The sequence below is a fragment of the Flavobacterium tagetis genome (assembly GCF_016735615.1).
Classification (GTDB): domain Bacteria; phylum Bacteroidota; class Bacteroidia; order Flavobacteriales; family Flavobacteriaceae; genus Flavobacterium; species Flavobacterium tagetis.
In genome coordinates, this window is record NZ_JAERSF010000002.1 from 915,697 (window position 1) to 936,851 (window position 21,155).

Annotated in this window: 14 protein-coding genes; 11 read left to right on the forward strand and 3 right to left on the reverse strand. The window is 34.7% G+C overall.

Features of this window, described 5'->3' with window-relative positions; genetic code table 11:
• Positions 1-142: 142 nt before the first annotated feature.
• From JI750_RS11505 to JI750_RS11525, 5 genes are read left to right on the forward strand one after another with little or no spacing between them, the layout of a single operon-like run.
• Positions 143-1,357, forward strand: a complete 1,215-nt coding sequence (locus JI750_RS11505) for a hybrid sensor histidine kinase/response regulator (RefSeq protein ID WP_202001695.1) — start codon at positions 143-145, stop codon at positions 1,355-1,357.
• 16 nt (positions 1,358-1,373) lie between these two features.
• A complete protein-coding gene (locus JI750_RS11510; RefSeq protein WP_202001697.1) occupies positions 1,374-4,940 on the forward strand; it encodes a response regulator in 3,567 nt (1,188 codons plus the stop codon).
• 17 nt (positions 4,941-4,957) lie between these two features.
• Entirely contained in the window at positions 4,958-5,323 is a 366-nt protein-coding gene (locus JI750_RS11515; RefSeq protein WP_202001699.1) for a response regulator, read from the forward strand.
• Between the two features lie 7 nt (positions 5,324-5,330).
• Positions 5,331-6,143 carry a CheR family methyltransferase gene (locus JI750_RS11520; protein WP_202001701.1) on the forward strand — a complete coding sequence of 271 codons (813 nt, stop codon included), beginning with the start codon at positions 5,331-5,333 and terminating at the stop codon, positions 6,141-6,143.
• Positions 6,122-6,721 (forward strand): chemotaxis protein CheB, encoded by a 600-nt coding sequence (locus JI750_RS11525; protein WP_202001704.1) that lies wholly within the window; start codon positions 6,122-6,124, stop codon positions 6,719-6,721. Before JI750_RS11520 ends, JI750_RS11525 begins: the two co-directional genes overlap by 22 nt.
• A gap of 222 nt (positions 6,722-6,943) precedes the next feature.
• Here the strand turns inward: JI750_RS11525 and JI750_RS11530 are convergent, their stop codons facing one another.
• Both JI750_RS11530 and JI750_RS11535 read right to left on the reverse strand, forming a co-directional pair.
• Positions 6,944-7,705, reverse strand: a complete 762-nt coding sequence (locus tag JI750_RS11530) for a porin family protein (RefSeq protein ID WP_202001707.1) — start codon at positions 7,703-7,705, stop codon at positions 6,944-6,946.
• A 12-nt stretch (positions 7,706-7,717) separates the two neighbouring features.
• Positions 7,718-8,839 (reverse strand): hypothetical protein, encoded by a 1,122-nt coding sequence (locus JI750_RS11535; RefSeq protein WP_202001710.1) that lies wholly within the window; start codon positions 8,837-8,839, stop codon positions 7,718-7,720.
• A gap of 293 nt (positions 8,840-9,132) precedes the next feature.
• On the opposite strand from JI750_RS11535, the gene JI750_RS11540 reads away from it, so the two are divergent.
• The 6 genes from JI750_RS11540 (at position 9,133) to JI750_RS11565 (ending at position 20,320) form a co-directional block, all read left to right on the forward strand.
• Positions 9,133-9,456: a DUF6660 family protein gene (locus JI750_RS11540; RefSeq protein WP_111369621.1), complete on the forward strand. Its 324-nt coding sequence runs from the start codon at positions 9,133-9,135 to the stop codon at positions 9,454-9,456.
• Positions 9,457-9,564: 108 nt separating this feature from the next.
• Positions 9,565-12,684, forward strand: a complete 3,120-nt coding sequence (locus JI750_RS11545) for an efflux RND transporter permease subunit (protein WP_202001713.1) — start codon at positions 9,565-9,567, stop codon at positions 12,682-12,684.
• A gap of 39 nt (positions 12,685-12,723) precedes the next feature.
• On the forward strand, positions 12,724-13,971 hold the full coding sequence (locus JI750_RS22245) for a TolC family protein (protein ID WP_202001715.1): 1,248 nt from the start codon (positions 12,724-12,726) through the stop codon (positions 13,969-13,971).
• A 2-nt stretch (positions 13,972-13,973) separates the two neighbouring features.
• Positions 13,974-15,248, forward strand: a complete 1,275-nt coding sequence (locus JI750_RS11555) for an efflux RND transporter periplasmic adaptor subunit (RefSeq protein ID WP_202001717.1) — start codon at positions 13,974-13,976, stop codon at positions 15,246-15,248.
• Positions 15,249-15,658: 410 nt separating this feature from the next.
• Positions 15,659-17,659 (forward strand): heavy metal translocating P-type ATPase, encoded by a 2,001-nt coding sequence (locus tag JI750_RS11560; protein ID WP_202001719.1) that lies wholly within the window; start codon positions 15,659-15,661, stop codon positions 17,657-17,659.
• A gap of 102 nt (positions 17,660-17,761) precedes the next feature.
• Entirely contained in the window at positions 17,762-20,320 is a 2,559-nt protein-coding gene (locus JI750_RS11565) for a CotH kinase family protein (RefSeq protein WP_202001732.1), read from the forward strand.
• An 83-nt stretch (positions 20,321-20,403) separates the two neighbouring features.
• Here the strand turns inward: JI750_RS11565 and JI750_RS11570 are convergent, their stop codons facing one another.
• On the reverse strand, positions 20,404-21,054 hold the full coding sequence (locus JI750_RS11570; RefSeq protein WP_202001735.1) for a VOC family protein: 651 nt from the start codon (positions 21,052-21,054) through the stop codon (positions 20,404-20,406).
• Positions 21,055-21,155: the final 101 nt, after the last annotated feature.

Genomic DNA, 21,155 nt, shown 5'->3' on the forward strand with positions numbered 1-21,155 from the left:
CACCGTTAATTTTTTTATACATTTGAGAATTTCCGCATCATTTTTTAACAGCTCATTTTGCAATTCATTAAAAAAATAGGAAAATTTTTATATTTTATTTTAAATTAATTATTTTGATTTACAACCGATTTAGCTTCCCGACATGGTATTAATTGTAGACGATATAAGGGCCAATATTATTGCCCTGAAGAAAACATTAGAACTGCATAATATCGATGTTGATAGTGCCGAATCTGGTGAAGAGGCACTAAAGAAAATTCTAAAAACAGATTATTGCCTCATTATAATGGATGTGCAAATGCCAGGACTTGATGGCTTTGAAGTGGTAAAAATCCTTTCTGGAAATCAGCGGACAAAAGATATTCCTGTAATTTTTCTTTCGGCACTCAATACCGAGAAAAAATACATCTTTAAAGGATACGAAACGGGCGCAGTTGAATATATTACGAAACCTGTAGACAGCGATTTACTGATTTTAAAAGTAAAAACCTTCATTAAAATCTACGAACAGCAAAACGAACTTAAAGCGATAAAAGACCTGCTTTCTAAAGAAATAAAAATTAGAAAAGAAGCACAAGATAATCTAGAAATCAAAATTGCTGAAAGAACAAAAGAACTGGTTCAGAAAAATGAAGAACTCGAACTTCGAAATCACGAATTACAGCAATTTTCTTGGGTTGTTTCCCACGATTTGAATGAGCCTATCCGTAAAATCCAAATCTTCATTAAAATTATAAAAGACCTTTACTTAAAAGCAGACGACAAAGCAATAGATTATGTAGACCGAACTATAAAATCGGCAGAAAGAATGCAAACTTTGATTACCGATCTTTTGGCTTATTCAAGGCTTTCTGCTCAGGTAAAACCCGAAAAAACAGATTTAAATGTTGTTTTGCAGGAAGTGTTGGGTGATTTTGATTATCTCATAGAACGCAAAAATGCCACAATAAAAACCAACGAACTTCCAACAATAGATAGTATACCAAGCCAGATGCGTCAGGTTTTTCAAAATCTAATTGGAAACGCTTTGAAGTTTTCTGGAAATGAAGAAAAAGCGGTAATTGAAATTACTTCGGAAACTATTTTAGAAAAATCAATCGAAAGTCCGACTTCACCAGAAGGAAAATTTTGCAGGATTACTGTAAAAGATAACGGAATTGGTTTTGATGAGATTTATCTTGATCGCATTTTTATTATCTTTCAAAGTTTAAACGATCGTCAATCTTATGAAGGAACAGGAATTGGACTGGCAATTGCTAAGAAAATAATTGAAAAACATAACGGATTAATTACGGCTAAAAGTAAAGTGGGAGAAGGTGCAAGCTTTATCATTGTTCTTCCTTTAAAATACGAATAAAAATAATTTATAATATATGAATGGTAATTTTAAAAGAAATTTATTAATCAGTTCACTAGTATCACTGCTTGTACTTACGATTAGTTCTGTTGCCTCTTTTATCAGTATTAAAAGTTTACTAAACAGTAACTTTTGGGTAAACCATACTCAGGACGTAATTTATAACCTAAACGAAGGTTCATCAATTATTACAGAAGCCCAGACCAGTATGAGAGGTTATCTGCTTACAGGCGATGAGCAGTTTGTGGACCGTTTTAATGATGCTGAAGCGAAATCAAATACTTATTTTGATAAGTTAGATGAACTTACATCTGACAATCCTTCACAGAAAAAATTACTAGAAGAACTACGCACCAAACGTTCCAGTTTCTTTAAATATTTAAATAATCAGATTGTAAAAAAACGTTTAAGTAAAGAAACACTGATTTTCGATTTGAATGAAGGTCGAAAAATGATGAACGAAATTAAGTCGATCGTTAGAAAAGTTGAAAATACAGAACAAAAACTTTTAGAGGAGCGCAATTCAAATTCAGAACGTTACGGTAATTATAGTTTGGCTTTAATTGCTGTTGCTTTCTTTATTGCCTTTCTTATTTCTATTGTTTTCTTAATCAGAATTCTTAAAGATTATAACGAAAGAACTTTATTGCAGCTGGAATTAGAGAGAAAGGATAAAGAAACAGCTGAAAGACTTGAAGTAATAAGCGGTATCGCAACACAAATTTCTAAAGGAAATTATGATGTTCAGATAGACGATAGAAAAGCAGATACTTTAGGAGCTTTGGGTGCATCTATTCATAATATGAAAGATTCATTAAAAGATTCTTTCGAATTATTATCTCAAAAAGAGTGGCTTCAATCGGGTGTTGCAACTTTAAATGATAAAATGCTGGGAGAAAAAACAATCCAGAAATTATCTAAAGATGTAATCGAGTTTTTATGCCAATATACCAACAGCAGTGCCGGCGTTTTGTATGTGATTGATGGAGAGGAATTGACAGTTACAGGAGGTTACAGTTATATACCGAGCAAAAACAGAGAAAGAATCAAGAAAGGCGAGGGGTTAATTGGCCAGTCTATTGTTTCTGGAAAAATGCTGGAATTAAAAACTCTTTCTCCAGATGATATTCAGATCAATTATGCATTGGGAGAAATAAAACCTACGCATATTGTAGCATTGCCATTAATGGATTTCAAGATTGAAGGAGCAGTAGAACTGGCTAGCATTTACGGATTTTCTGTTTTGCAACTTGAATTCTTAAATAGTGTGGCAAATAATATCGGAATTGCGATTAAAGCAACCCAGAACCGTAAAAGGGTAATGGAACTTTTGGAAGAGACCAAATCGCAGTCGGAAGAATTACAGATTCAGCACAGCGAATTGGAAGCAATAAATGCCGAATTAGAAGCGCAAACCGAAAAATTGCAGGCTTCGGAAGAAGAACTTCGCGTGCAGCAGGAAGAATTAGAACAAACGAATGAAGAATTGTCTGAAAGAAGTGTTTTATTGGAAGAAAAAAACACCGAAATCCAAAAGAAATCAGAAGCTTTAGAATTGACTACGCGTTACAAATCGGAGTTTTTGGCCAATATGTCGCATGAGTTAAGAACACCGTTGAATTCGATTTTATTGTTGAGCCGTTTATTGTCTGAAAATAACAATAAAACGATGAACAATGAAGAAATCGAATTTGCAAAAGTAATTCAGAGTTCAGGAAATAGTTTGTTAGGATTAATTGATGAAATTCTAGATTTATCTAAAATTGAAGCAGGAAAAATGGATCTGGAATTCTTGGATGTTTCGACTAAAGAAATTACAGATAACCTGTATAACTTGTTTTATCTAGTTGCGAAAGAAAAGGGAATTAATTTTGAAATTATTGCCAAAGATGCGCCAATTGTCATTAAAACAGATAAAATGCGTTTGGAACAGATTCTGAAAAACCTGATTTCGAATGCGATTAAATTTACCGAAAAAGGAATCGTTTCTCTTGAAATAAAAGTAGACACAGACGATGATAAAATTATCTGTTTTATTGTAAAAGATACTGGAATAGGAATTCCGTTAGAAAAGCAACCATTGATTTTTGAAGCATTTCAGCAAGCCGATGGTTCGACAAAACGTAAATATGGCGGAACTGGTTTAGGATTATCAATTAGCCGCGAATTGGCTAAATTATTGCGAGGAGAAATTATTCTTCATAGTAAAGTAAATGAAGGAAGTACGTTTACGTTATGTCTTCCAGTGTTAGGATTTGCCATCAACAAAGTTTCGGTAAACAAAATTCCGCATGCCGAAGAAATCGAAGTAACAACCGAAAGTGATCAGGAAAAACCAAAATACATCAGCGAAGTTATTCCGCAAGAAATTGAAGATGACAGAGATTCTATTGTAGAAGGCGATAAAGTCATTTTGATTGTAGAAGACGACATTAATTTTGCAAAATCGTTATTGGCTTTCACTCAGAAAAAAGGGTATAAAGGAGTAGTGGCAGTACGAGGCGATTATGCTTTAAATTTTGCTTTAATCTATAGACCAATCGGAATTTTATTGGATATCGAACTTCCAATAAAAAGCGGATGGCAGGTTCTGGAAGAACTGAAAAATCATTCTCATACCAAACATATTTCGGTACATATTATGTCATCGCATAAACTGAAACAAGAAAGTTTGTTAAAAGGAGCTGTAGATTTCTTAGATAAACCGGTTGCTTTTGACCGAATTCCAGATGTTTTTAAACGTATCGAGCATATTATAAACAAAGAATCGCAGAAAGTTTTAATTATTGAAGATAATCCGAAACATGCAAAAGCACTGGCATATTTCTTAGAGACTTACAACATTAACTCAGAAATAAAAAGCGAAGTTTCAGCAGGTTTGTCAGCTTTAGGGAAACAAGAAGTAGATTGCGTAATTCTGGATATGGGAATTCCAGACAAGCAGGCGTACGAAATTCTAGACGGCGTTAAGAAAAGTCCAGGTTTAGAAAATCTACCGGTAATTGTATTTACGGGAAAAAGCCTTTCTATAAAAGAAGAACTGAAAATTAAGAAATATGCCGATTCTATTATCGTGAAAACGGCACATTCGTATCAGAGAATGCTCGATGAGGTTTCGCTTTTCCTTCACTTAGTAGAAAATAAGAAAGAGGGAAATGCAGGAAAAGAAAGCAGTAAAAAACTGAATTCGTTAAACAATATTTTGTTTGAGAAAAAAGTATTAATAGTTGATGATGATGTGCGAAACATCTATTCGCTTTCTAAAGCTTTAGAAGCCTTTAAAATGACTGTAATTACAGCTTTTGATGGAAAAGAAGCGATTAAAATTTTAGATGAAAATCCAGATACAGATGTCGTATTGTTAGATATGATGATGCCTAATATGGACGGTTACGAAACAGCAGAAAAAATTAGGAGCAATCCTAAATTTATTAACTTAGCAGTAATCGCGGTAACAGCCAAAGCTATGACAGGCGATAGAGAGAAATGTATTAAGGCGGGAGCTTCAGATTATATCACAAAACCGGTCGATGTCGATCAGTTGTTATCGCTGCTTCGAGTTTGGTTATACGATAAAATCTAATCTTAAAAATACTGTACATGGAAAAGAAAAAAGTATTGATTGTAGATGACGATTCTAGAAATATTTTTGCTTTAGTAAATACCTTAAAAGCAAAATCTTATGAATGTTTGTCTTGTCTAAGTGCCGAAGAAGCCTTAAATATATTAGCAAAAGATAATTCAATAGATGCCGTTTTGATAGATATGATGATGCCCGAAATGGACGGTTATGAGGCCATTCCGCTTATTAAAACCATTCCGTTGCAAGAGAATACTTTCGTAGTTGCCGTAACAGCGCAAGCTATGTCAGGAGATAAAGAAAAATGTTTAAAAGCCGGAGCAGATGCATACATCTCCAAACCTGTAGATGTAGATAAATTACTTCAGATCTTGGGAGAAATTTAAATGAATTATGATTGAAGATATTGAACTAGAAACCCTCATAAATGATGTTTACGAATATTACGGTTTTGATTTTGGGAGCTATTCCAGAGCATCACTAAAAAGACGTGTAAGTAGGGTATTTACTTTGGATGGATTCAAACATTTTCATGAATTTCTGTCTAAAGTTCGTACCGATCCAGAATATTGTAAAAGAATGATTGACGAAATCACGGTAAATGTGACCGAGATGTTTCGTGATCCGTCTTTTTATCTAACGCTTAGAAAAGAAATCCTTCCTTTACTAGGAACCAAACCTTTTATCCGAATCTGGCATGCCGGCTGTTCTACGGGAGAAGAAGTATATTCGATGGCCATTATGCTCAAAGAAGAAGGTTTACTTCATAAATCATTATTGTATGCAACAGACATCAACGCATCGGTTCTGGAAACAGCCAAAAGTGGTATTTTTCCACTAAGAATGATAAAAGATTATGCCGATAATTATCGTGATGCTGGTGGACAGGAAGATTTTTCGGATTATTACATTGCCAATTACGGCTATGCAAAGTTTAATGAAAATCTATCTGAAAAAATGGTTTTCTCACAGCATAATCTGGTTTCAGACACTTCATTTAATGAGTTTGACCTTATTTTGTGCCGTAACGTTTTAATTTATTTTGATAATAATCTGCAGAAACGAGTTGTTAATTTATTTGATGACAGTCTCGCCGTTTTGGGCTTTTTGGCACTCGGAACAAAAGAAACGATAAAATATTCTATATCTCAAACCAAATACAAACCATTTGCTAAAGAGAAAATATGGAGAAAAATAAAAGAATAACAAATTGTAAAGTAGTTATAATAGGCGGTTCGGCAGGAAGTTTACAGGCATTATTACAAATTTTGCCTTTTATAGAAAAACCAGTTTCATTTGCTGTTGTGATCGTTGTACACAGAAAAAACTCAGACGAACAGACCTTAGAAGACTTAATCGCTTTAAAATCTCAGATAATAGTAAAAGAAGTAGAAGATAAAGTAAAACTTGAAACAGGATTTATTTATATCGCGCCTTCCAATTATCATTTATTATTTGAGAAGAATGAAACGCTTTCATTAGACACTTCAGAAAAAATAAATTACAGCAGACCGAGCATAGATGTTTCTTTTGAGTCTGCTGCAGAAATATATGGCGAGCATTTGGTTGGAATTTTGCTTTCTGGCTCCAATTCAGACGGGACAGTTGGGCTTCGTGCAATTCAGACTGCCGGAGGCATTAGTGTAGTGCAAAATCCGCTTTCTGCAGAAATGCCTTTTATGCCCAATAATGCCATTTTGCATACGGCTCCAGACTTTGTTTTAAGTACCGAAGAAATTCTTGAGTTTATAAAAGGAATTAATCAAGAACCTGCAGCTGATTGAAATGTCATCCCTCTGGGGCTTTCCAAATACAGGTAAAATTATGCTATAAATATTTAGCTTCTCCGAAGCTTTTAGTGAGTGTATTTGGTTTGTAATTAAAGTTTTAAGGTTTAGGGTGATTTAGAATAAATCCCAGAGGGACGAAATATTTATAGCAAATAATTAGAAGCACAATCAAAAGCTCCAGAGGAGCGAAATATATTTTCGGTTAAAAAAAACATATTATTTCTCATCTTCTGGGAGAACCACTTTATTAAGTTCAGCCTCTTTTTCTGCCCTTTTTTGTGCCGCTTTACCTTTTCCGATAGGTATTCCTGCCGTAACATATAAAGATCTGTTGTATTGGTTGTTTGGACCGTCACCTTTCATTACAGTAACGAGACCATAATAATACTGAACGGTAATATTTAAACCATGACCAACATTCATATGATAGCCGGCACCAAATGCTAGTCCGGCATCTATAACATGAATTTGGTCTCTAATGTTTTTCTTGTAAACCACATCGTCTTTGTTGATTTCGTTTTTAAACTCATCAAACGCTTTGGCAAGCAGACCAAATTGAGGTCCGCCCTTTAAATAGATATTATTTTTGAATTGGTATTTAATTAATATCGGAACGTTAAAATAGCGAATTTCACGATTTACACTTCCGCCAGCAAAAGTATTATCCAAGTTTTCATCGTTTAAAGAATACACAGGTATATCCTTGGCTCCCATAGGCGATTTTACAATTACGCCAGTATTGATCATCCAAGCAGGATTTTTTCTAGACCTTAAATCGAAATAAAAACCAAGATTAAAACCTGGATTTAAAGCAGAAGATCCCATATTTGAAATGGTAGAAAAATTAGCACCGCCTTCCAAACCAAATTCCAAAAACTCCGAATTGAGTTTGTCTCCAAATATTAAGGAAATTAAAACTTGGGATTGGGCTGAACTAATACAAGAGAAAGTAAAAACGATTAGTAAAATCTTTTTCATAAAAATGGATAATTACAGTCCAAAACGGTATTGTAAACTTCCTAATACTTGAGTACGACTTCCTAAGAAACCGCATTCGGCACGAAACATAATATGTTTACTGAATTGATATTGAGACCCGATGATAAAGTTCCACATATCTTTAGGTCTTTTTTGAAGCGAATATTGAACAGATGAGTCTCCTACAGTACTTAAAGCTCCATCAAGAGTTGCCAAGAAAGTTCCCGCTCTATCTAAAGCACGATCAGCAGTGTTATGTTTGGCAATATTTACAGGATTTTTTTGTTCAGCAGGTGTTAAACCGTCCCACCAGGCATCTACTTTTGTCTGGTTTTCTGATACTTTTTGAAGACCACTATCTACTTTAGCTTGTGCAGTAGATATGTCAATAAAATCAGATAATGGCAAATCTCCATTAGTGTCTCCAGAAATATGAACTCTAAAAGCTCCAACCCAAACCGCTATATTTGTATCCGGTTTATTAAATTTAAATGTTTTTCCTAATCTCGGACCAAAAATATAGGAAAAAGCAGGTTTATCCAGCGAACTAATATCAGTCCAAGCCATGTTCATATCCAGAGCGAGCCAGCCACCTCCAATACCAATCGTTGGCGTCATACCTATACCAAATGTAGTAGCATCAAAATTGGCTTTGGTGCTAAAATTTGCAATTTCAGACCAATTGCTATCCGCGTCTGGTACCCAAATACCAGCATTAATTTTAGTTGCCGTTTTGGCTTTTCCAAAAATTCCATAAATATTTAAAAAAGGAAGCAGCCATATGTCAGGTCTTATAGTAAGCGCGCCAGCTTCAACGGTTGATTTATCAAATCGTACAATTTCATCTAAGTTATATTGAGGCCCATGGTTAAAGCCAATATTTAAATCATTAATAACAATTTCAGATTCCTGCCAAAAATAATTAACAGAAACTCCTGCAGAATAAGGAAGTTTATATCCTTTTTGAGCTACTTTTTCTCCCCAAATAGGAAGTGCGTAAGGATATTTTTCTGTTTTAAGGCTATCTTTTAACGTTTGGTTTTTTTCTCCTACAATTTTATCGGTATAAACCTGTCCGAAAATTTGCATGCTGAAAAATAATAAAGAGGCTGATATTAGTGTATTACATTTCATTGATTAGAATATTTAAAATTAATTAATAGACTGCGAAAAATAAATTGTACTAATGTTTGTTATGGGAATCTTTTATCTGTATGCTAAATAGGTTTTCTTGTAAATTAAAGATTAAGGCTTAAGAATGTGTTAATTAGTGTTAAAGTTAACGAAATTTTCTTACCTCCGACAAAAATTAAATGAGAAAATGATAAATGCTTTAAAAATAATTTTAGTGCTATTTTTCAGTATTTTTCTTTTAGGAATTGCTATCATCAATTACCAATTAAAAAAATAGTTGTATTTTTACAGCTGTGAAATGGATAACAATCATATTATCAATTTACCTGTTGGCATTGTCTAATATGCCATGCGCAGATATGGAAGTAAACAGTGCTATGCATAAAACAGCTCAGTTTGCCTCAGAAGACAATCATTCCCATGATAAAACAAATGATTTATGTTCTCCCTTTTGTGCCTGCAATTGTTGCGGTGCACAGGTTTTAAGTTACCATTCTGCTGTAAGTTTTGAGTTTCCTAAAACTTACAATCAAATTTCAATTGCTTTACCAAGTTATAATTCTGTTTTTATTTCCAATTTCTACGGAAGTATTTGGCAGCCCCCTCAGATAGCATAATGATTGTGCCTGTTCGATAAAGATCGAAAACGGGCGAGAGAGTTGTGGACTTTCCACATGTTTACAGGCAATTTACTTGTCTAATTTCTCACGTCATTATATATCCAAATGTTAGATAAAATCATTCAGTTTAGTATACGAAACAAATTCGTGATACTATTATTTACCCTTGCGCTTATAGCGTGGGGAAGCTATTCGCTTAAAAAATTACCGCTCGATGCGTTACCAGATGTAACCAACAATCAAGTTCAAATTATTACAACGGCGCCAACATTGGCTAGTCAGGAAGTTGAACAATTAATAACTTATCCATTAGAAAGAGCAGTAAAAACAGTTCCAGACGTGATAGAGCTCCGCAGTATTTCCCGTTTCGGATTATCAGTTGTAACTGTTGTTTTTGAAGAAGATGTTGATATTTATTGGGCTCGAGAGCAAATATTTCAACGCTTAAAAGAAGCCGAAGAAAATATTCCAGATTATGTAAATTCTCCAGAATTAGCACCAATTTCTACGGGACTGGGAGAAATTTACCAATATGATGTTTACGCCAAGAAAGGTTATGAAAACAAGTACAGCGCTATAGAATTGCGTACGATTCAAGATTGGATTATCATTCCGCAACTGCAAGGAATTAAAGGTGTTGCAGAAGTAAGTACTTGGGGAGGAAAACTCAAACAGTTCGAAATAGCTGTAAATCCAAATATGCTTAATAGTCTTGGTGTTACGATTACCGAAATTTTTGATGCTTTAGAAAAAAACAATCAAAACACGGGAGGAGCTTATATTGAAAAAGATCAATATACTTATTTTATTCGTGGAGTAGGAATGGCAAAAGGGATAAAAGACCTTGAAAATGTAGTGGTGAAAAACAGAAACGGTTCGCCAGTTTTGGTTCGCAATGTAGCGCAGGTGCGCGAGGGTGTTGCTTTACGTTACGGAGCATCAACAAAAGACGGAAAAGGAGAAATTGTTTCGGGAATGGTGCTGATGCTCAAAGGAGAAAACTCCAGTGCAGTCGTTAATCGTGTGCACGAAAAAATGGAGCAGATAAACAAAAGCCTTCCAGAAGGAGTTGTTGCAGAAGCTTTTATTGATAGAGGAAAACTCGTTGACAATTCTATTAGAACTATTACAAAGAACTTATTAGAAGGAGCGTTAATCGTAATTTTTGTTCTGATATTGTTTTTAGGAAATCTCCGTGCAGGATTGATTGTCGCTTCTGTTATTCCGCTGGCAATGCTGTTTGCCGTTATTTTAATGAATGCCTTTGGCGTAAGCGGAAACTTAATGAGTCTCGGTGCCATAGATTTCGGAATTATTGTCGACGGTGCCGTAATTATTGTGGAAGCCACGATGCACCATCTCCAGAAATTCAAAAATAAAAAAGAATTGACACAGGAAGAAATGGACGATGAGGTTTACAATTCGGCTTCAAAAATTAGAAATAGTGCTGCTTTTGGTGAAATTATAATTCTGATTGTGTATTTGCCAATTCTGGCTTTGATTGGAACCGAAGGAAAAATGTTCAAACCAATGGCCATGACAGTTGGTTTTGCAATTATAGGGGCATTTATTCTTTCGTTGACTTATATTCCCATGATGAGTGCTTTGTTTCTTTCGAAAAAAACAGAGCATAAAGAAAATTTCAGTGACCGTATGATTGCGTGGTTAGAAAGCCGTTATACGCCATTATTGAAAAAAGCGCTAGAATTTAAAAAAGTAGTGCTTTCTGTTGCTGTCGGACTATTTGCTTTTGCTTTTATTGTTTTTCAAAATATGGGAGGCGAATTTATTCCAACAATCGAAGAAGGCGATTTGGCGATTAATGCAACCATTATGACAGGAAGTTCGCTTACGCAGATGGTTGAAACTACTACAAAGTACGAACAGATTCTAAAAGCAAAATTCCCTGAAATTAAAACCATTGTAACCAAAATTGGAAGCGGTGAAATCCCAACCGATCCGATGCCTATTGAAAGTGGGGATTTGATTATTGTTTTAAAAGACAAAAAAGAGTGGAGAGGCAAATATCGTAATTGGGAAGAACTGGCCAATGCCATGAAAGAAGAAATGGAAATTATTCCGGGAGCGAATATCGAAATCTCTCAGCCGATTCAGATGCGTTTTAACGAATTAATGACGGGAAGCCGATCTGATATTGCCATCAAGATTTTTGGTGACGATTTGGAGATTCTAGATGCAAAAGCCACAGAATTGATTTCGAAAATAAAAGGAATCGAAGGAATCGGCGATTTAAAAGCCGATAAAGTAACAGGATTACCGCAAATTACCATCAAATACGATTACGATAAAATTGCCCTTTACGGATTGAATATTTCTGATATCAATCAAATTATCCGTTCGTCTTTTGCGGGAGAAGTGGCTGGAAAGATTTATGACGAAAGCAAAAGATTTGATGTTGTGGTGAGAATGGACGAAAACAATCGCGGTGATATTACTGATGTGAGTAATTTGTTTATTCCGCTTCCAAGCGGACAGCAGGTACCGCTTTCTCAGGTGGCTTCTGTTGAATACGAACAAGGCCCTGTACAAGTCATCCGCGAAGACGGAAAACGAAGAATTACCGTTGGATTAAACGTTCGCGGAAGAGATATTAAAAGTGTCGTAGAAGAAATTCAAGCAAAATTGGATAAAAGCTTTAGACTTCCTGCGGGTTATTATGTGACTTACGGCGGACAATTTGAAAATCTGATTGAAGCATCGAAAAGGCTTTCTGTAGCACTTCCAATTGCTTTGGGGCTTATTTTGGTTTTGCTATATTTTACTTTTAAAAGTGCCAAACAAGCATTGCTGATTTTTAGTGCAATTCCGTTATCGGCTATTGGAGGTGTTTTTGCGCTTTCGCTGAGAGGAATGCCATTTAGTATTTCTGCCGGAATTGGTTTTATCGCTTTATTCGGAATTGCGGTTCTAAACGGAATCGTACTGATTTCGTATTTCAATCAATTAAAAACAGAAGGCATTTCAGACCCGTTTCAGAGAATCCTTATCGGAACAAAAACACGTTTGCGTCCTGTTTTAATGACCGCAGCCGTAGCTTCATTAGGATTTCTGCCAATGGCATTGTCCACAAGCGGAGGTGCAGAAGTACAGAAACCTTTAGCAACGGTAGTAATCGGCGGATTAATCTCTGCAACTTTGTTAACCTTAATCGTTTTACCGATTTTGTATTTATTGCTGGAGAGATTTAACCGCAAAGAGCGCTAAGATTTACGCAAAGCACACAAAGAAAAAAATTAAAAGAAAATGAAAAAGTTACTATATAATCTAAGAAAAATAACCTTTGCGAACTTCGCGCTTCCTTTGCGAACTTTGCGGTTAAGCGCGTTCCTATTGGCAAGTACAGCAACATTTGCACAGCAAACTATCAGTTTAGAAAAAGCAGTAGAACTCGCCAAATCAAACAACATCGACTTAAAAATAGCCGATAAAGAAATCGAAAAACAAACCGTTCTCAAAAAGGCAGCATTTCAACCAGATCCGCTTCAGGTGCAGTATCAAGGAGGTCAGTTCAATAGTGCAGATTACGATCATAATGTTTCGGTACAGCAGTTTTTTCCATTAGGAAATATTACAAAAGCCAACAGGCAATTGCAGGAAGAACTCGCAAAACTGGCCGAAAAACAAAAGGCGCTGTCTTCTTATGAAATCGAAAAAGCGGTTACATTGGCTTATTATCAATATTTGTACGGCGTTTCAATTCAGAAACTCAATACAGAATTGAATGATATTTATACCAAATTTCTAAAGAACGCCGAATTGCGTTTTAAAACAGGAGAAAGCGGAAACATCGAAGTTATCAGTGCAAAAGCGAAAGTAAAAGAAATTGAAACGCAGAAAGCGCAGTTAGAATACGATTTGGCTATTTATCAGAAACAATTGCAGTTTTTCATCCAGACAAATGAAAATATTGTTCCAGATTCAAATACAACTTTACAGTATACTTTTATAGAAAATCAGGAAAACACAAAAGCAGAAGCTCTGATGACAGATTTTTATCAACAGCAGATTTCGGTTTATCAAAAAGAAGTGGGAACATTTAAAGCTTTGCGAACGCCAAAAGTTGGTTTAGGATATTTTGCTCAGACAATAGATAAAGAGTCTTTGTTTCAGGGTTTTACAGCAGGGTTGCAGATTCCGTTGTTTGGAGGTGTTAACACTACTAAAGCAAAAGCGGCCGAAATCAGTATTTCGCAGTCACAATTGGCTTTAGATAAAAATAAAATGATGCTAAATCTTCAACGAGAAGAATTACAAAATAACTTCAAAAAACAGCAGAAAAACTTAGCGTATTTCCAAAATGAAGGCTTGCATTATGCCGATCAGATTATTGAAACAGCACAAAAAAGTTATGCTAATGGCGATATGAGTTATTGGTCTTATATCAGCTTCCTAAATCAGGCGATTGATATTAAAAAACAATTTGCCGAGGCAACGCACAGCTATAATCAAAGTGCCATAGAACTTCAATTCCCAAACATCAAAAACAATTAATCATGAAAAATATATTTAAAAGTGTGACCGAAGATTTAACCGCAAAGTTCGCAAAGAAAAAACGCGGAGTTCGCAAGGAAATTAAACTTAGCGTTCTTTGCGGAACCTTTGCGCTCTTTGCGGTTACCCTAATTAGTTGTAACGAAAAGAAAGCCGAAGAACCACAGGAAGAAGAAAAGTCAACTACAGAAGTAGCTTTAACAGAATCACAATATAAAACTGTCGGAATTGAAACAGGTTCTGTGGAAGATAGAAACCTTAATAAAGTCATCAAAGCCAATGGTTACACGACAGTGCCTCCGCAAAACTCAGCTGAGGTTTCGACTTTAATTGGTGGAACAGTAAAAGACATTTTTGTTTTGGAAGGAACATATGTAAACAAAGGGAAAGTTTTAGCAACGATTCAGAATCTTGAAGTTATCGGGATGCAGGAAGATTACCAGTCGGCTGTTGCTAATGTGGAATATTTGCAGTTAGAATATAACCGTCAGAAGACTTTGAGCGACGAAAATGTCAACCCGAGAAAAACTTTTCAGGAAGTAAAAGCCAAATTAGCTGCCGAAAGAGCTCGTGCTCAAGCAGCAAAAAACAAACTAGATGCTTTGCATGTCAATACAAAAGGAACAACATCGGTCGTGCCAATTGTTTCGCCTATAAATGGTTTTGTTGGGAAAATCAATATTGCCAAAGGCGCTTTTGCCAACACTGGAGTTTCGCTTTTTGAAGTCGTTGACAACAGTCAGATGCATTTGGATTTAAATGTGTATGAGAAAGATTTAGGTTCCATTTCGATTGGTCAGGTAATTGATTTTGTCTTAACCAATCAATCCAATAAATCGATTAAAGGAAAGATTTTCGGAATAAATAAATCTTTTTCTAACGAAAGTAAAACTGTTGCAGTCCACGCTAAAATTGATCCTGCAGATGCAAAAGGCCTGATTCCGGGAATGTATGTTTCAGCGAATATCAATATTGTAAATGCAACTGTTCCGGCGCTTCCAAAAGATGCTGTGGTTAAAAATGCTGATAAGTATTTTGTATTTGTACAGGAGGAAGGGCATGCAGAAGAAAAACACGAACACAAAGAAGGTGAAAAGGAGGAAGCTCACGAAGAAGAAGTGCATTTTAAAGCCATAGAAGTAATACCAGGAACAACTGATTTAGGTTTTACTGAAGTGAAGTTTGTAAATGATATTCCAACCAATGCTAAAATTGTAACAAAAGGCGCATTTTATTTGCTTTCTGCAATGAAGGGCGGAGGAGAGCATACGCATTAAGAAGTGGTTTTGCTACGAAAGTGCAGAGTCGCAAAGTTTTTTTATGCTGAAATGAAATTTGCTCGCAAAGTCGCAAAGTCGCAAAGTTTTTTTTAGATTTAATGAATTTAATTTGAGTTGCCTCCAGCTAAAGCTGGCAGAAATTGAAAAATAAGTTTTGCCACAGATTTTAAGGATTAACATGATTTTTATTTAGCAAAGATTTAGCGTATTTTTTTAATCCTTTAAATCTGTGGCAAAAAAAACTTTGCGTCTTTGCGACTTTGCGAGATTAATTCGCCAGAGTTAAATAAAAACTTAGTGCCTTTGTGGCAATAAACTTTACCACAAAATGCTTAAATTTAGGACATTCTTTAAACAGAGTTTCAGAACAGGAAAAACATGAAACTTGAAACATGAAACTTAAAAAAATGATACATCAAGATAAAGAAATAAAAAGTGTAAAAAATAAAGCCAAACCTTCTTGCTGTTGTTCGCATGACGAACCCGTCCATTCTGATAATGACGGACACGATCACGGAGGTCATGACCATGAACACAATGCAAGCGGTAATCTATTTAAACTGTTTTTGCCGTCAATCATATCTTTTGTTTTACTGATTATCGGAATTGGTTTAGATAATTATTTCCCGCAAGATTGGTTTACAGGATATGTTAGAATTGTTTGGTATGCGATCGCATATCTTCCAGTGGGACTTCCCGTTTTAAGAGAAGCTTACGAAAGCATTGTAAAAGGAGATATTTTCTCTGAGTTTTTCCTCATGTGTATTGCCACAATTGGTGCTTTTGCCATTGGAGAATATCCAGAAGGTGTTGCTGTTATGCTGTTTTATACAATTGGAGAAACCTTTCAGGGAATGGCAGTTAGTAGAGCAAAATCGAGTATTAAAAGCCTATTGGATCAGCGTCCCGATGAGGTTCATGTTTTAGAAAACAATGTAGCGGTAAAAGTCAAAGCCAAAGATGTTCAGATTGGAGCTATTATTCAGCTTAAAGCTGGAGAAAAATTAGGTTTGGATGGCGAATTATTATCAGATTCTGCTTCGTTTAATACAGCAGCTTTAACAGGAGAAAGCAAACCCGATACTAAGAAGAAAGGCGAAACTGTTTTGGCAGGAATGATAAATGGCAATACCATTGCCGAAGTAAAAGTAACAACCGCTTACAGCGACAGTAAATTGTCTAAAATTTTGGAGTTGGTGCAAAACGCCACAACCAAAAAAGCGCCAGCGGAATTGTTTATCAGAAAGTTTGCTAAAATCTATACGCCAATTGTAGTGTTTTTGGCAATTGGAATTTGTTTGATTCCGATGCTTTTTGTTGATGATTATGTTTTTACTGATTGGTTGTATAGAGCTTTGGTTTTCTTAGTTATTTCCTGTCCTTGTGCTTTGGTTATTAGTATTCCGCTTGGTTATTTTGGGGGAATTGGAGCTGCAAGTAGAAACGGAATCCTATTTAAAGGCAGTAATTTCCTTGACAGTATTTCAACCATTCAGAATGTTGTGGTAGACAAAACAGGAACGATGACCGAAGGTGTTTTTAAAGTTCAAGAAGTCATTGTAAATCCCGAATTTGATAAAGACGAAATCTTAAAACTGATTAATGTTTTAGAGAATAAAAGTTCGCATCCTGTGGCAACAGCGATTCATAATCACGTTGGGCCGATTGATTCTTCTGTAGAATTAAAAGAAATCGAAGAAATTTCCGGGCACGGATTAAAAGCAACACACAACGGAAAAGAATTATTTGTTGGTAATTTTAAGCTTTTGGACAAATACTCAATTTCGTATGATATTGATCCGTCCTCAATCGTTTATACTACAATTTCCATTGCTTTTGATAGAAAATTTGTAGGCTATTTGACTATTGCAGATGAAATTAAAGCAGATGCAAAAGAAACCGTTTCTAAACTAAAATCTTTAGGCGTTAAATTGACTATGTTAAGTGGAGATAAAGCGAATGTGGTTCAGTTTGTAGCTGATAAATTGGGAATCATAAAAGCTTTTGGTGATTTGCTTCCAGAAGATAAAGTGGATAAAGTCAACGAAATTAAAGCAAAAAACGAAACGATTGCCTTTGTAGGCGATGGAGTAAATGATGCTCCTGTAATTGCGTTAAGTACGGTTGGAATTGCGATGGGAGGTTTAGGAAGCGATGCAGCAATAGAAACCGCAGATGTTGTAATTCAGGATGATAAGCCTAGCAAAATTGCAATGGCAATCAATATTGGCAAACAAACCAAAAAGATTGTGTGGCAGAATATTACATTGGCATTCGTAGTCAAAGCTTTTGTCTTAATTCTTGGTGCGGGTGGACTTGCCACGATGTGGGAAGCTGTTTTTGCCGACGTCGGTGTGGCTTTATTGGCTATTTTAAATGCCGTTCGAATTCAAAAAATGAAGTTTTAAGCCAATCTTAAAATGCCTTTTATTGTTCATTTAAAAACTTTTATGAGCCATTAGAAAGACAAAGCTGGTGCATTTTTGCATTTTTTATTAAATGCGATTATTATGCTTAGAACTTTACGCCAGCTTTTTAGAATTTTATTATTAGTTTTATTTTTTGCACATTCTATTGCAGGAATAGCCCAGCTTAAGATTAATGAGGTTATGATCAGTAATACAATGAATTATGATCCAACAGTATATAATTTTTCTGATTGGATCGAATTGTATAATCCATCAAATTCAACAATTAACTTTCGTAATTATTATTTTTCCGATGATGTGAATCAGCCTGCAAAATGGCAGATTAAAACATCTAGAGCAACAATTTCCAAATTGGGTTTTTTTCTCATTTATTTTGATGAAGCAGACAATGCTTTTAATGCTAATTTTAGGCTGGAGCCTAAAGGAGGAACAATCTTTATGTTCGATGCTAATAAAAATCTCGTTGATAAAATTACATATCCCGCTCTAAACAATGGGAATGTGTCTTATGCACGAACTGTTGATGGCGGTAATGATTGGAGTCTTATGACGTATCCAACACCTAAAAATGCAAATGCGAAGGGAATACCTGCTTCAAAGCAAGCTGAGCAAATCGTTTTTAGTGAACCAGGTGGTTTTATAAATGGAACAAAACAAATTACATTATCTACTAAAACTCCTGGAGCAGTAATTTATTATACTTTGAATGGAGATGAACCATTTGATCTAACGACTCAGATTACCGATGCTTCAAAAATGCTTACCGGAAAATCATTAGTTTATAATGGACCAATAAGCGTTACCAATGTAGTAATCAGGGCAAAAGTATACGCAACAGGTTATTTGCCAAGTACGGTAACAACACAATCCTATCTTCAAAATAAAAGAGGTATAAATTTGCCTGTTTTTTCTGTTGCTGTTAATGAAAAATACAGAAAAGACGGAACATTAGGTATTTGGAAAAATTATAAAAATAAGATTATGAAACGACCGTCAAATGTTGAGTTTTTTTCAACACAAACAGGTCAATCAGATTTTAATTATCAGATGAATGTTGAGATTTTTGCCGCAAGCCAACGCGCTAAAGAGCATAAACAATTTAATATCATTGCTGACAAAAGATTCCAAGGCAATAACCGAATGAAATATGATTTTTTTAATGAAAAGAAAGGTCAAAAGAGAAAATCGGTAACCTTAAGAACGTCAGGGCAGGATGGAAGAAAAACCATGATGCAGGATGCCTTAGTTCATGTTTTAATTAAAGACCAGATGGACATTGACCGAAGAGCTTACCAGCCCGCTGTAGTTTACATCAACGGAAATTACAATGGTTTGATGAACATTCGTGAAAGAACCCAAAAAGATTATTTAGAGTCTAATTATGGTTTGGAGCAGGATGAATATGATTTATTAGGAAAACATAACGATTATGCTTCTATTCGTGCTTCTCAAGGAAATATGAATCAATGGAATGAGATGATTGCTTTTTTGAAAGCAAATAGCCTTAAAGAAGACGCAAATTATTTAAAATATTCTGATAAATATATTGATGAACAAGAGGTATTAAATTATTTTTTAGTTCAAACCTATATTAATAATCGAGATCAACCAGATAATAATATAAAAGCATGGCGACCCTACAAAAACAAAACAAAATGGCGTTACATCTTGCATGACGCCGATTTGGCTTTGATAGCATACTCTTCTGCTGATAATAATATTGACAGAACTCAAAAGAGCTCAACAAGTTCTATGGGCTACGTTTTTTATAGTCTTTGTAAAAATGATAAATTTAAACAGAAGTTTGCGGGTCGGTACATAACACATGCATATCAAACATTTGATCCTGTTAGGACAACACCTGTTATTGACAGCTTAGCTCGTAATATCGAAAATGAAATTTCATATACTCATGATATACATTCTTCGGTGCCAACTTTGGCAAATTGGAAAAAACACATCCAATCTATGAGAGAATATTGGGGAAAAAGACAATCTTATGCTGTTAAGCATGTAAAATCTTCATTTGGATTAAGTGGAAATGAAATGACTTTTACTGTAAATAACGAGTTTAACAAAGGAGAAGTCATTCTAAATACTGTAAAGCTTTTAAGAGACTTTAACGGTAAATATTTGCAAAATCTTTCTTATAGCTTAGAAGCAAAACCAAAAGCAGGTCATCAATTCAGTTATTGGAATATAGCCGTAGATGGAGTTAGTACAAAAGAATACAATGCTAATTATTCAGGAGTAATTCCTGCGAAAGCTTTAAATGTAGTCATTACAGCAATTTATGATAATGATGACCGTATTTTAGAAAGTACAAAAAAATCAATCGAAGAAATTACTTTGGAAGATAATATTCAATTGGCAACTAAAACTACGATAGATGAAATAGCATTAATAGACACAAAATATGAAGTTATGATTTATCCGGTTCCTATTACTGAAAATGAATTGAGTATAAATGCAATAAATAGCATCATTAATGAAGTAGAATTTTATTCGATTAATGGCAGTTTAATTAAAAGAGTTAAAGCTGAAAATATGCCTTTGGATGTTTCGTTTTTGGATAAAGGCGTTTACATAATAAAAATATATACCGATAAAGGAACAGTAGTTAAAAAAGTGGTTAAATAGAAAACAGCCAGCTTAAAGATGAAGTTTTTTGTCTTTCAAAAAAGCCTATTTATTTGAAGAAATAGGCTTTTTTGGGTTAATTGCTAAAACTCCAATTCAATTATGTTGTCATTATTTTCCAAAGTTATTTTTACTGGATTACTTTCAGAAGGAATTTGGGTAGGATACCAATTTCTTGTTGGCTGCACCAGAATCAATAAACCTTCATGATCGCCAATGGCAGCAAATTTTTCGGTATTGGTGTTTTGAGTGAAGAAATGAAGTCCGTGTTCTTCGATTAATTGATTTCCTAATTTTAATGGACTTTCTGTAACAATTCCGATTTCGCTTATATTTAAAATCGAAGCAGCATTAAAATTGCCAACTTGTTCGTTATTAAGATCATGTCTAGCAATGAATTCAAGTAAATTTCCGTTGTGATCAAAGAAATAGATAGAATGCGCATTCCAGTTTTCGAAATTAGTAACTACACTTTTATCTTCTAAAACAATTAAATCAACCTTGTCTTTACACCATTGTATGGCTTCTTCAAGCTGATTTTCAGGAATATTGAAAGCAAAATGATATATGGAATTAAAATCTGGATCTTCAACAAATTTTAAAATAGAAGTTCCAGTTTGAAATGTTATCGATTTTTGGTCATTTTCTAGAATGAAAAGTCCAAAAACGTTCTGATAAAATGCTTTCGTTTTTTGAATATCTTTTGTTTTGATTTGTATCTGATCTATTCTCATGGCAGTAAATTTTTATAAAAGAAAAAAGCTTCTTTTGAGTTATAGTCAAATTTAAGAAATGCCAATAATTTCAAGATTGAAGAGGTATTTTATGTATCAAT

What these genes read in the sequence shown, in the direction of transcription:
- JI750_RS11515 (WP_202001699.1), top strand. Translation starts at nt 4,958, where the DNA reads ATGGAAAAGAAAAAAGTATTGATTGTAGATGACGATTCTAGAAATATT.
- JI750_RS11530 (WP_202001707.1), bottom strand. Translation starts at nt 7,705, where the DNA reads ATGAAAAAGATTTTACTAATCGTTTTTACTTTCTCTTGTATTAGTTCA.
- JI750_RS11565 (WP_202001732.1), top strand. Translation starts at nt 17,762, where the DNA reads ATGCTTAGAACTTTACGCCAGCTTTTTAGAATTTTATTATTAGTTTTA.
- JI750_RS11520 (WP_202001701.1), top strand. Translation starts at nt 5,331, where the DNA reads ATGATTGAAGATATTGAACTAGAAACCCTCATAAATGATGTTTACGAA.
- JI750_RS11535 (WP_202001710.1), bottom strand. Translation starts at nt 8,839, where the DNA reads ATGAAATGTAATACACTAATATCAGCCTCTTTATTATTTTTCAGCATG.
- JI750_RS11545 (WP_202001713.1), top strand. Translation starts at nt 9,565, where the DNA reads ATGTTAGATAAAATCATTCAGTTTAGTATACGAAACAAATTCGTGATA.
- JI750_RS11510 (WP_202001697.1), top strand. Translation starts at nt 1,374, where the DNA reads ATGAATGGTAATTTTAAAAGAAATTTATTAATCAGTTCACTAGTATCA.
- JI750_RS11560 (WP_202001719.1), top strand. Translation starts at nt 15,659, where the DNA reads ATGATACATCAAGATAAAGAAATAAAAAGTGTAAAAAATAAAGCCAAA.
- JI750_RS11525 (WP_202001704.1), top strand. Translation starts at nt 6,122, where the DNA reads ATGGAGAAAAATAAAAGAATAACAAATTGTAAAGTAGTTATAATAGGC.
- JI750_RS11505 (WP_202001695.1), top strand. Translation starts at nt 143, where the DNA reads ATGGTATTAATTGTAGACGATATAAGGGCCAATATTATTGCCCTGAAG.
- JI750_RS11555 (WP_202001717.1), top strand. Translation starts at nt 13,974, where the DNA reads ATGAAAAATATATTTAAAAGTGTGACCGAAGATTTAACCGCAAAGTTC.
- JI750_RS11570 (WP_202001735.1), bottom strand. Translation starts at nt 21,054, where the DNA reads ATGAGAATAGATCAGATACAAATCAAAACAAAAGATATTCAAAAAACG.
- JI750_RS22245 (WP_202001715.1), top strand. Translation starts at nt 12,724, where the DNA reads ATGAAAAAGTTACTATATAATCTAAGAAAAATAACCTTTGCGAACTTC.